This window comes from Candidatus Cloacimonas sp. (assembly GCA_039680785.1).
In the GTDB taxonomy this organism is placed as follows: domain Bacteria; phylum Cloacimonadota; class Cloacimonadia; order Cloacimonadales; family Cloacimonadaceae; genus Cloacimonas.
On record JBDKSF010000025.1, the window covers coordinates 79,606 to 92,462 of the forward strand.

Genomic DNA, 12,857 nt, shown 5'->3' on the forward strand with positions numbered 1-12,857 from the left:
GTTTAACTTTTGGTAGATCGCGATTCCAGCAATCTGTCTATAGCATTATCTACAATCTCAGCTTTGATGGTTATAACAAGTTCTCTTTCTTTTTTCTCAACTGTGTTGTAACCGGTTAGATAGCGTATGCCAAAAACCCACCAGGGTAGGTCTTTCAGGAATGGAATGCCACTGCGGACTTTGGTTTCGTCTGTATCAAACATACCGGCTATGGCAATTTCTTCATTACTGAACATAATTACATCCGTAGAGGAAGTGCTTTTGGTGATGATGGTGGAAACATCACTGGGAACTCCACTGGAGCGTTCAATATTTAGTTTCAGGTAAATTACTTCTTCATCATCCACTTTGACAATAGTGGGTTCCACATCCATTATTACGCCTGTGGAGAAAAAGGACTCCACAGTGTTGCCAGCTTCATCAACTCGCTTGACGGAAATATCTTGTCCAACCTGTATATGTCCTTTGCGGGCGTTGGAAACTCTAATATTGGGCTTGGCAAGAATAGTTCCTTTTTGCTCCGTTTCTATGGTCTTTAGCAGAGTATTTATGTCAATAGTGTAATTACCTGCTTCGGTGGATGTCCCAACGGACAGATTCATCGGAGCGGTTACTTGCGAGGCACCCGAAAATCCGGCATTTACTTTTACTTTGCCGTCCACCAGGGTTGACCAGTCAATTCCTAACGATTTAGAATAGCTTTTATCCACCAGCATTATAACGGCGTTAATTAAGACCTGTTTATCTTTAGGGCTAACTCCCTCGGGTAATTTTGTCGTATCCTCAGTAGTACCAACGGCAGAAGTTCCTTCTTTTATGTCCGTCCCTATGCCTGATGCAGATTTGTCTTGAATGGCAATATAACCAACCGCTTCATTGCGAATAAGATTATTTTGCAAAAGGATCAAATCCAATGCCTGAGTATATTCCAAATTATTAATCGGCACATCTAAAGGTCCATTATAAGAGGAAAGGTTAATCAGTTTTTTCCCTGTGTCTCTGATAAAATAGGGCTCCAAGATCTGTAATGCTTCATTGATCTTGAGATCTTTGCTCAAAGTGATGGTTTCCTTATCTTTTTTGGTTTGCCCCAAAATTCCTGTAATGCATAATGCCAATATCAGGCAAGTTAAGATAATCATTTTTTTCATTTGGAATAACCTCATTTTTCCTTGATTATGGTTAATACCTGGTCTTCTTCGTAGCCATATTTATTTACTTTAAAGATTGCTCTGCCTTCTTTGGCATCAATTTGATACAAATATCCCCAGAGAACTCTATCGCCCGGGCTGAAAATTCGAATTATGCCTTTATTATCGCGAATAAATGCTTTGTTTTCGGTAATAGCGATAAGCGTGCTATTATCAATATCCGTTAAACGAGTATCAATGTCATAGTCCGGTATATTTTCATGAATGCGGGGTTTAAATAGTTGATAGGCGGCAACATATTTTTCTATTTTCTTAGCAGTTAATTCAGAGATAGGAACTCCTCCCTGCTGATAATGAGTTCTAAACACAACGGAAAAATCAATGGTGTCGTTATTGGCAGTTCCCGCCAGGGAGATATCCTCAATCGTAATGAGCGCTCTCTGATATTCCAGATTGCGAGTGAAATCCACAAAATCAAGGTAATTGCTTTTTCCTGATAGGACATACTCATTGAAGGTTCCAGAAGTGCCTTCTTTATTATCTCCTTTACCTGAGATGGCAAAATCGTAGATAATATCTTTATCCATCCACTGCAATATTCGCAATAAATAATCGTAAGTAATCGTCGGAGTATCTACATCAATAATTGCTTTGCTCCGCTGACTGGCAAGAGCAATTTGCATATTTCTTTCGCGTTCCAGTTCTTCTCTGTTTTCCATCATACTTTTAATATTGGCTATCTGATGGGTCAAGTCCTTATTTTTGGCTTTCTGTTCGTTCAATTTACTTTGTCTGCTGTTATTAATTGCATAAGTAATGGCGCCGGTTACGATCAGCAAACTTGCCAGAACTAATGTATTGCGTGCGGTATTAGTCATCTTAACACTCCCTCTCTGATATTTTTCAGGTCTGTGATTGCCTGCCTATAAATATCGGAATTGGGGTATTGAGAAATAAGAGAATCATAAAGTTGTTGAAAACGGCTGTTTCCAGTGGCAAAATCAATTCTTGCCTGCAGCAAAACGCTATAGGGATAGTAATAATCCGTAGTTCGCAAATTTGGTTCCAAAGTAAGGGAAGCGGTTTTATAGTCCTCATCACAATAAAGACGATAGGCAATCCACCAGCGGATTAAAGGTATCAGAGAACTATCTTCGTATTTGGTAAGCAATTTATGCCCTTGGAATCTATAATCCAGCATATTAACTTTATTGATGGAAGCAAGAAAATCCTGGAAGTCCTTTGCCAAATTACGATTATTGCCAAGTTCATTACCAACGGGCTGAGGGATATTTTCGGGAAGAATAAGAGGCAACACTCCATAATTATAGGCAATGCCCAAACCGTTAGTTTTTGTAGATACGGCTTTATGATAGGAAGTATTTCCGTTTACAGCTTTGGGTCGGGTTTTTGCCGATGTGGGTTTTGGAGTTGTGGTTATTTTTTGGATCAGTTCGGGGTTTTCTTCGGCAAATTCACTTTCTATGCCTTGAACCCAGTCAACTTCCGGTAGGGTAAAATCCATTTCAAAATTCCATATTTTCTTTCTTCGGATTTCTGCATTAGTAACTTTGCTGATTCTGGCATCAGGCAAAGAATTGGCAAGGCGTCCGATATTTTCTCTGCGAGAAGTGGTGCCGCTGATAAAAATTCGATTTTCTTTATCTGCTTTTTTTAAATTGGTTAGCCAGCTGGAAGGGTGGCTGGAAAAACTGGCATTCAAGATATCAAACATTTCTGTCCAGCGATTCTTTCCCGTTAAAATATTGCCGATTTGAGTAATATTTTCCTTGTAACTGTTAATTTCCGTTCTGATTTGTTCCAGAATGGCGTTTTCCGCTTTCAGACGGTTTAAAGTAAATTCCAGTTCCTGATTTGCCGAGGTGTATTTTTTGAGGTTTTGATTCAAAGTAAGATAGTGGATGGTAAAAAACATCACTAAAGCGAAGATAAGAGATAGAACAATGAAACCGTGCCAAACAACTTTCAGCTCTTTCTGCTCTTCCAATAGTTTAGATGGGAGAAAATTACTTTTGGTAAATATTGGATTTTCATAATTCAGGGCTTTGTAAGCAAGAGCGATAGCCAAGCCATAAGGACAGAGTATTTCATCATTAATTTCACTGTCTCCGGTGCGAGTGATCGTCAGATTGGGAAAATGCAAAATTCTCACATCGAGGTTAATATTTTGCGTATTCATATAATCACAGAGTTCTCTGCTTGCCAAATCTCCTGCCAGAACAATTTCATCTGGCTCAACCAATTGAGCGCTATCCAAAGCTAAGGCAATTTTGGAATTGATTACTTCTGGTTCGGGCTTGCTTTGCGTGATTTGTAGAGGAAGAGTAGCAGTCCAATTTCCGCCCTGAAACACATAAATTTTGCGAAATTCAATTCCCAGATAGGCAAGAAGAACTGTCTTGCCTTCTTCAAAAATTTTCGTATAGCGGAAATAATCCGTTAAAATTAAGTCATTGGCGTCAGCTAACTTGTAAAATAATTTTAGATGGGCTTCTTCGGCATAATCTTTCAGCATATTGAGCAGCATATTGGGCCCTGTATATAACCAGTGTTGTTTGTTACTCGCCGTTTCTACTATACAGGAACTCCATTCTCCGGATTTCAATTGCAGTTTGTTCAGATTCAGTTTGCGAAATTTTACCATATCTTTTTTGGTTATTTTACCGGAAACATCTCTGATTATGTGTTCTTCATGGATATTTAAAGCGATGATCCCATCCTGGAGATTAAATTTGGAAAGCATAACTGTGGTCGGTTTTGCATTCGTAGATGGTAAAACTGATCCCTTATCTTCTTCTTCTGGAGAACTTAGTTGGTCAAATTGTCCCAAATCAAGATTTTGAATTTCTGTGGGGATAAAACCTGCAGTAGGGCTTCCGGCTGTAATATGATCTACTTTATACCAATCCGAATCCAGTTCTAAACTATCCAATCCCATTAAGAAAGTATCAGATTCATCTTTTCGTAGATAAACTATCCGGATAAATAAGCCATCCTGAACTATAGCATACGCCTCTTTTGCCTTCTTTTTCATTATATATCCTCAAAGTCCATTATTATAACATTGTAAGTAGCTGCTGCATTCGTTTTTTGTTATTGGCGAAGTTTATGGCTGCCTGTTGAGTGATTATCCCCTTCCGAAACAGTTCTTTCAAATCCTGTTCCAGAGTGCACATTCCGGTTCTGCGTCCTTCTACCATCATTTGATATATCTCTCCGATATTTTTATTGCGGATTGCCGCTTGCACGCTGGAATCCACGGAAAGAATCTCCTTTGCCAAAGCCAATTTGCCATCTACCGTAGGGACAAGTTTTTGGCTCATTATCACAGTTAGAACATCTGCCAAACGGTTTCTGATTCTTTCTTGTGAATCGGGAGGAAATTCTGCCACGATACGGTGAATACTATCAATGGCAGAGCTCGTATGTAAAGTGGTAAACGCTTTATGACCGCTATCGGTAATTTCCAAAACCGTAGCGATGGTTTGGGGATCTCTCATTTCGCCTATCACAATAATATCGGGATCTTGACGCAATGCCTCTATTGCCCCATGTTCAAAGGAAAGCACATCTATTCCTACTTCTCTGTGCCGAACCAAACTCTGTTTAGAATTATGAACATACTCTATGGGGGATTCTATCGCAATGATGGCAGCGGCATTATTTCTATTATTCATATCGATTATGGCATCCAAAGTGGACGATTTGCCACTGCCTGTGATTCCCGTAATTAAAATCAGACCTGTTTTTTCATATTTCAGATTCATTCGGTTTACGATTGGTTCCGGAATGCCTAAGTCCTCCATACTGAAGATAAAATCGTTTATTCTACGGAAATTGGCTCCCAGATAATTACGATCAAAATAAGCAGTTCCTCTGAAACGAACATCTTGGTTACCAACTTTGAAAGCAAGAGGAAAATCCAAGCTCTTTTGACTGAACAAGCGTTGTCTTTGAACTGGTGTTAACCAGCTGATAATTAATGCATTGGATTCTACAAAAGTAAAATCTCCCAAATCTTCCACTGGCTTTTTGCTGCCAAAGATGCGCATCCAAACTTTGTTATTGCATCCGGGGGCACCTAAATCAACATCCGAAGCCGATAATTCCCTTGCTTTCATCAAAATTAATTTCAATAAATCACGGCATTCACTTTCCTGATCGGTATGATGAATTAACCATTGATTGATAATATCGCACGCTTCCATCCCCTGATAATAATCAGGAATTTCCCTACTTAATGCCTCAGTAAAACTTAAACGCATATTATACCTTTTATATATCCTGTTCCACTGCAATAGTTCGAGTAGCCAGTGCAAGGCGAACAATACTTCTACGCCATTTAATATACATACATTGAATTAGATTGATTGTATAGCGGTCAGTTAAATTCTTATCGCTGTAAGTGAAATATTCAATCAATTTTTTGCGGGGGAAATAACGAATAATTGCATCGCTGTTTGCTCTTAGAGTTGTAAACAAAGCGCTTGGGTTTATAAAGGTCTCTTCTCCCCAAATATCTCCTTCTCTTAAAGTATCTACCAGGTCTGTATTATAATATACATTCACAAAGCCCCGTTCTACGAAAATCATAGAGCCATCTTCTTTATCCATTGTGATACTTTCGCCTGCTTTATATTCTGTAGTTATGCCCATGCTTTTGAATTGCAGTTCTTGTTCCAGTGAAAAACCATGCAGTAGTAGCTTCTCCGGCATCTTATCGGTAGGGCCTGTTTCTTCCATAATCATTGCCGTAGGGCTCTTACTATGATCTCCGCTATGCGCTAAACCAGCTTCCACGGCTCTAATTAATTCATCTGGCTGAATTGGTTTTGCCAGATACATAAAAGCCGCATTACGAATACTCCGAAAGTCAACATCCAAACCGGAATAGCCAGTAGTAACGATTATTACTGCCGAAGGGTGCAGCTCTTTCAAACGCGTAATAAGTTCCAGACCCCCCATGCGAGGCATATAGATATCCACAATGTAGAGATCATATCTATCTTTGATTATTTTATCCAAAGCATCAATACCATCCACTGCGGTAGTAACTGAATAGCCCAGGTCATCCAAAAACGCACGGAACAAATCCCGCACATTCTGTTCGTCATCTACAACCAGGATTTTTTTTGTTGCGCTCATACCGTTCCCCTTTCTTCACCAACATTATTTCCACCGGATTTATATGAGATTAAAGGACTTTTTTTCAAAACCACTACTTTTTGCATAATTTTGCCTATCTGATCAACAGCTCCCAATATATCGTTTACCATAGATAGCAATGCTTCATCGTGTTGCTCTCTGCCGACTTTTTGAGCTCTGCCCAAAGATAGTGTCACTACACAAAGTGGCGTATTAATATCATGATCCAAACGCGCTATTTCTTTTAGATCAGGAATTAGTTTATTCCATTCTTCCAATTTGGCAAGGGCAATATCCAGTTCTGTTTTTTGCTGTTGATAATTTGCCATCGTTTCCTCAAGTTGTTTGGCTTTATTTTGCAAGTGCTCCATATCTATGGTTAGTTGCTTGAACTCAGCCATAATTTTATTCCGTTGGGATAATTTTCGGCTTTGCCTAACATATAGTAAAATAAGCAAAAGACAAATAATAACTAACAACCAGAGCAGAATATGGGTATTTCCCATAAGATTCGATACAGAGAAGACAACACCTATACTAAACTTCATCACTGCTAATCCTTTACATAAAATATTGTAGCTGGAGATAAAACCCCGTTATGCCAACTTTGCATTTCACTGGGTGTTAAGAATTTATCTTCCATACCTATCTGATCCATTACACCACAAAAATATCTGTAATCACTGGAACTGAAACTTCCACCTCTTAAATCTTTTCTACCTATGCTCATACCATTAGTGCTGGGATACGCTCTTACATTTGTTCCGGCTGCAGTTCCAACTAACGCGCCATTTATGTAACCTTTCAATACTCCATTATTATAAGTGAGCCCGAAAGAATTCCATTCATATTCCAAATGACCAGTATAAATTGGAAAACCGAGCAAGAACCAAAAAATATCCGCAGTTCTTGTATAGGGAGCCGTCACTTCCAGCATTGTCTTTGAAGCATCATTTTGGGTAACGGCAAAATGCATTGTTCCGGAAGCGGAAGAACTGGTATTGGGAACAAACCAAATTCCGGCAGAGGGTTTATTTCTTAAAGTAGCGTCATTCGGATTACTGGGAATCCACATTAAAGTCCCCATTTCGGTCTCATGACCATCTCGTCCCTGTTTATCCATTTTGGCAAAACACATCAGTGAAAAAGAACTATCGGTATTGATGCTGTCATTGGTAGCTTTAGGTGCTACTTTTATATAGTTATCTACACCGTTGAATTTGGAACAATATCGGCTGAAAGCTCCACCCCAAGGGACTGTAGAGCTGATTAAGGAAAATCCCTCAAATGTTCCTGTGTAATCATTACCGGAAGTATCGGGCAATTTGTTATTGGAAGAGCCCAAAAGTTCATAAAGCCAAGGGAAAAGAAGCAACTGTTCCATTTCCAGATATACAACATTTGGTTTTGAGCCAAAAGCGCTTAAAGGATAATCAAAAGCCATCTCTGCCGTTTTGGATACTTGCTGTCCGTGCATAGTTCCAGTTATATAGCATTTCACCATAAAATTAGTAATATCTTTATAAAAACTGTAACGAATGCTATCCACTTTGCAAGTTCCTATATAATAATTATTGAACACTTGCGTGAACGAAGGGTTATCCTCAAAGTTTAAATCAGAGCCCAAAAATCTTTTCAGAAACTCAACTGAATTAGCGTTTCTTATGGCATTCCTGAGGGTGAAGTCACTGGCATTCTCCGTCTCCAAATAGAGCTGGTTTCTAACCATCACCGTGGGGAATTCTACCATATGATCATAAAGGGTAAGCAAAGTTCCGGCAAATACGGTAGTCATTAACATAATGATAAGTAGAGATGATCTTCCCATTATATACTGTGCCCCATTCTTAAATAGCTGTTCATAAAGAAACATCTTAATTGAATATTGGTTCGTAGAGGACGGTTAATCAAACTGGGTGCGTCCCTGCGGAAAGTTAAATAAACATCTACTGATCTGACGGCAGAAGGAGTTGTTGTAACCTGTCCTAATTTATTATAATACTTAAATTTCAAGGATTCGATATACAGAATATATCCTAAGTTGTTCAGCATAGTTCCATCCTGTGATATCACTATTGCTGTTCCCAGAATGGGGTGCGTAATTGTTCCCAGTTTCAATTGTATAGAGTGAGGAGAATCAGTGATTGTATTTCCATTATAATCCCAACAAGTTCTAAAAGTAACTTTATTGCTATCTGCCACTACGCAGGTGGAATCAGCAGGAAGACCTATTCCGGCAAGAGAGAATAAATTGTTGATATTGATAGCCGATTGATCCATATGATCAACCATTGTAGCAGTATATAAAGAACGCTGAGTGGTTTCCTGCAACTGAACTGTAAAAGTAAACAGCATCACAAGCAGCATTCCGCCCGTTACTACACTACCTATGACATCTAATAAGGTTCCCATAATTACATATTCGTTTTTGTATAAAGTCGTTTTAGTGATACATTATGTTTCAAGGCAGCAGGTCCTGAAACGGTTACAGTTACAGTTTTAAATAAACTATTGGGATTGGGGGAAGGAAGTGAATGCCCCAAAGAATCACTGTTTATGGCTGAAATTTTAATAGTGAAACTTTGTTTAAGATGAGGATAGTAAACTACATTCGTAGAATCTTGGAACATCGAAACAATATTGAGAAAACTATATGCTTTGGAGAATAGTTTAGCGTCTATTTCATCCAATACGGAATGGCATATATGGTTTGCCTGAACCACAAGAGTGGCATTATTTAAATAGTCCGTTTGAGCCCATAATGCCTGATTATAACTCAGCGAGATGGAAGTAAATAAAACCACTGCAAGTAATGCCAAAACCATTTCCCACATACTCATTTTAATCCTCCGCGGTTACATATAGAACTTCTGTCATATCTGTCAATCCTTCGCGCATTCTGGCTATGCCGCTGTCGCGCATAGAAAGCATCCCTTTTGTTTCTGCAATTTTGCGAATCCTATCTTCATCAATATCGTTTACCGATCTAACAATTTCAGCCCGGACTTCGGGATAAAAATATAATGCTTCAGCTACATTTATTCTGCCTTTATAGCCGGTTCCATTGCATTTAGGGCAGCCAACGGCTTCATAAATTTTCCCCGCTTCCAATTCTTCTTGGGTTATTCCCATTTGCATCGCTGCTTCCCAATGTTCTTTGGATAGCGGCCTACGGCATTCCTGACATAATTTTCTCACTAAGCGTTGAGCGATGATTATATTGATGGAATATGCCAAAAGAAATGTCTCCACTCCCATTTTATATAAGCGGGTAATGGCTGAAGGAGCGTCATTTGTGTGTAAAGTGCTGAAAGTTAAGTGACCGGTATTGGCAAGTTTGATAGCCGTATCGGCAGTTATTTTATCTCTAATTTCGCCCACCATAACAATATCTGGATCGTGACGCAGTATGGAACGAACTGCTAATTCAAAATCCATTTTATGGCTGATTTTAAGTTGGCGGGCACCTTTAATTGCATATTCTACCGGGTCTTCACAGGTTAGCACATTTACTCCGGGATGAATGACATGATGAAGGGCTGCTATTAAAGTAGTGGATTTTCCACTTCCTGTAGGGCCCGTAACGATAACTATGCCTTTGGTTGTATTGATGGATTTTAAAAACTCGCGTTCCGCTTGTTCTTGAAAACCGAGCTTGCGGAAATCAGTAATCACTTTCCGGTCGTCAATCACGCGAATAACGATACTTTCAAAGCGTCTTTCAAATTCTTGTGAGACAATGGGTAAAATGGATATTCTAAAGCGGATTAGATTGTCGTCAATAGTTCGCTGAGCAAAACCATCCTGGGCAGTATCTCTCTCAAAACGATCAACGCCGGTGGAACGATCTTTTACCACAGCTGCCACTGCTTCTGGGGCAGTATTTTCTTGTCTGAACCAAAGTTGCAGTTTTCCATCAATTCTAAAATAGAAATCGGTTGAGGTCTTTCCGGAAGGGATAATATGAATGTCACTGGCATCTCTCCGCACTGCTTCGATAAGTGCACCTTCAAACAGGTTCACCAGCATACTTTTGTTTATTTCTTCATCCAGTTCCTGTTCATTTAGAGATGTTTCTTCCGTTTCTTTAATGTCGGAAAGCACTTGACCCGCTTCTTCCAACATCATTAGAAATTCATTCTTTTGCGGAGCAACTTTATTGATAATATCTTCAATCAGCTTCACTGGCGCCCAATATACTTCCATTCGTTTATATTGAGTGTGTTCTGGTATTTCTTGAATCAATAAATTGGTGGGATCACTTGCCAAAACTTGTAATATATCCCGGGGAGAGCGTTTTATGGCAAAAGGAAGAATTTTATTGAAAAACAACCGCTGTTTAAAATTCTCATCGCTTTCGCGGTGCATATTGGTCAGAATTTTTTTGCAGGCATCCAGTTGTTGATCGGTTATATCTTCGATAGTATGTTTGAAGGTGGGAAAAGCATAATGCAAAGCCAGAGCTTCATAAACTTTATCGTGAGGAGCGCCAAATTCAATTTCCAGCACGCGTGCCAAAGCGCCGGAAGAAGTTCCTCCGTATTCTTGCATTTTCTTTTCCGCTTTTTCCATCGTATCTTCATCAAAAAGATTGTTTTCTACGAGGTACCTGGAAAATTTATTAGTTAGCATAGTTCTTTTGTCTTCTTAATAGGTAGGGGGCGAGATTGTGGCAATCTCCGCTGAAACCACAGTTAAAAAAGTTATTGCTATTGATACAACCAAACCCACAATACTTTGAATGTATTCTATCAGGTTATTCATTTTATAGGTAGTTTCCGCCTCATAGAATGTAGCTATTTGTTGAGCCGATTGTAAAATTGTTCCTGTTTCTTGGCCGGTTTTCAGACGCGTTAAGGCAGTTCTTGTAAAAACACCTGCCTGTTCCATAGCGGGAACGAATGCTTCACCTTCTTTTAACATTAATGGAATGGTAACTTTCTTTATTCTATCTTCCATCCAGGCATTTCGGCATGCTTCCGCGGCTGTTTTTATCGTTTCTATATTGTCTCCTGCGCCGCTGTAGATTGTGCCAAAAACTCGAAAATATATCTCAATGGACTGTTTGTGTAACAAGTTCCCTATTAAGGGAATCTTTACAATATGCTGATCGCGCCAGATTTTACCTTTGGGAGTGCTCCACCAACGCCAGATAATTAGAACTGGAATTAAAAATATCAGAAGAATAACCCACCAATAAACTCCCAGCCAATCACTCACTTCTAAAGTCGCTTTTGTCATAGGGGGTAAGGGAAGATTGTATTTTAAAAACATTTTGGCGGTGGAGGGGAAAATGTCTATTATATAATAAATTGTAGCTCCAATAGTGGCTAATAAAGCAAAAGCGGGTGATATTGTCGCTTTCTTGATGTTTTTCTTGATCTCCATATCCCGCTCTATAAATTTACTGGTGGCATCAAAGACCTCAGCCATATTTCCGCTGCGCGTGGCCAGACCCAACATATAAGCTGGAAATTTACCAAATATATGTGTATAGCGCATAAAGACCTCGCGCCCTTCTGCTCCTGATTTTAACTGACTTTCAATTTGCAAAAGCGCATCCCGAAATCCTCTTTTTGGCTGTTCTTCTGCCAGCATTTCTAAAATCTTGCCAAAATTCATTTTATCGCGCAGCATCGTGGATGATAGCTTTATAAACATCATTATATCTGGAACGGAGGGCTTGGAGGGTAAATCAAACAAAACGGGATTCACTTGAAACTTTTCATAGCCCATCTTATTTAAGGCAGCCACAACTTCTTCTTTACTAAAAGCGCTTAAACGACCCTTAGTTGGCTTGCGCTCTTTAACCCAGACCTTGTATAACCAGTCCCTTTTCTTTTCTAAAGATTGAATCCTTAGCTTATAGCGCAGCTCCACTTTTGCCAATTGGGCTTTGGCATCTTTCAAACTATCAGCCATGAAAGTGCCTTGAACCAGTTTCCCATCAGGGCTTATGCCTTTAAACCGATATTCTCTGGTCATTAACTCTCCTATATTAACCTTTAACAAATCTTATTATATTGCAGCTGAATAATTAGTCAAGTATTTTTTACTGAGAGCAAGTTATATTTTGAAAAACGAGACATCGGTGTGTTTTTTTCTCTCACTGCATTGCTGTTTTATTTTAACTCGAAACTGGTATATGCTTGCTTTTGACTTTCAATTTTGCGAGGGCATCACTAAAACCACCTTCCTACTATTTAAAGTAAGAGTATTTATCTTCAACTGGTTTCAAGATTTCAAAATTGAGAGTTAAAACAAGGATTCTAAAGGATTGCAAGATTTCAAAATTGAGAGTTAAAACAAGGATTCTTCCTCAACCAGCCAAACTATTAACTGCTCACAGCCACCGCATTGATGTTTTATTTTAACTCTAAACCGAGCTTCAGCTTTGTCAGCATCGAAGCACAAACAAAATTACCTGTTGCTATATAAACCTCGTTTCAGTAGAAGAAAGAATCGGTTTAGAGTCAAAACAAACGAGAGCAGTTTTTTCCCACCGCGAGGATGTTTTATTTTAACTCTAAACCGAGCTTC

Annotated in this window: 11 protein-coding genes; all 11 read right to left on the minus strand. The window is 39.1% G+C overall.

The window, feature by feature from the left end:
• Positions 1 to 2: 2 nt before the first annotated feature.
• The gene (locus ABFC98_01305; protein MEN6444664.1) at positions 3 to 1,151 is read right to left on the minus strand and encodes a hypothetical protein; all 1,149 of its coding nucleotides are present in this window, start codon (positions 1,149 to 1,151) and stop codon (positions 3 to 5) included.
• An 11-nt stretch (positions 1,152 to 1,162) separates the two neighbouring features.
• The gene (locus ABFC98_01310; GenBank protein ID MEN6444665.1) at positions 1,163 to 2,029 is read right to left on the minus strand and encodes a hypothetical protein; all 867 of its coding nucleotides are present in this window, start codon (positions 2,027 to 2,029) and stop codon (positions 1,163 to 1,165) included.
• On the minus strand, positions 2,026 to 4,206 hold the full coding sequence (locus tag ABFC98_01315) for a hypothetical protein (GenBank protein ID MEN6444666.1): 2,181 nt from the start codon (positions 4,204 to 4,206) through the stop codon (positions 2,026 to 2,028). The genes ABFC98_01310 and ABFC98_01315 overlap by 4 nt, the downstream gene beginning before the upstream one ends.
• A gap of 22 nt (positions 4,207 to 4,228) precedes the next feature.
• Entirely contained in the window at positions 4,229 to 5,437 is a 1,209-nt protein-coding gene (locus ABFC98_01320) for an ATPase, T2SS/T4P/T4SS family (protein MEN6444667.1), read from the minus strand.
• A gap of 10 nt (positions 5,438 to 5,447) precedes the next feature.
• Positions 5,448 to 6,317 carry a response regulator gene (locus ABFC98_01325; protein MEN6444668.1) on the minus strand — a complete coding sequence of 290 codons (870 nt, stop codon included), beginning with the start codon at positions 6,315 to 6,317 and terminating at the stop codon, positions 5,448 to 5,450.
• The gene (locus tag ABFC98_01330; protein ID MEN6444669.1) at positions 6,314 to 6,718 is read right to left on the minus strand and encodes a hypothetical protein; all 405 of its coding nucleotides are present in this window, start codon (positions 6,716 to 6,718) and stop codon (positions 6,314 to 6,316) included. Before ABFC98_01330 ends, ABFC98_01325 begins: the two co-directional genes overlap by 4 nt.
• 152 nt (positions 6,719 to 6,870) lie before the next feature.
• On the minus strand, positions 6,871 to 8,145 hold the full coding sequence (locus tag ABFC98_01335) for a hypothetical protein (protein MEN6444670.1): 1,275 nt from the start codon (positions 8,143 to 8,145) through the stop codon (positions 6,871 to 6,873).
• Positions 8,145 to 8,729: a hypothetical protein gene (locus tag ABFC98_01340; GenBank protein ID MEN6444671.1), complete on the minus strand. Its 585-nt coding sequence runs from the start codon at positions 8,727 to 8,729 to the stop codon at positions 8,145 to 8,147. The genes ABFC98_01335 and ABFC98_01340 overlap by 1 nt, the downstream gene beginning before the upstream one ends.
• Before the next feature lie 2 nt (positions 8,730 to 8,731).
• Positions 8,732 to 9,157, minus strand: a complete 426-nt coding sequence (locus tag ABFC98_01345; GenBank protein MEN6444672.1) for a hypothetical protein — start codon at positions 9,155 to 9,157, stop codon at positions 8,732 to 8,734.
• A gap of 1 nt (position 9,158) precedes the next feature.
• Positions 9,159 to 10,949, minus strand: a complete 1,791-nt coding sequence (locus tag ABFC98_01350) for a GspE/PulE family protein (protein MEN6444673.1) — start codon at positions 10,947 to 10,949, stop codon at positions 9,159 to 9,161.
• A gap of 15 nt (positions 10,950 to 10,964) precedes the next feature.
• On the minus strand, positions 10,965 to 12,302 hold the full coding sequence (locus tag ABFC98_01355; GenBank protein ID MEN6444674.1) for a type II secretion system F family protein: 1,338 nt from the start codon (positions 12,300 to 12,302) through the stop codon (positions 10,965 to 10,967).
• Between the last annotated feature and the right edge of the window lie 555 nt (positions 12,303 to 12,857).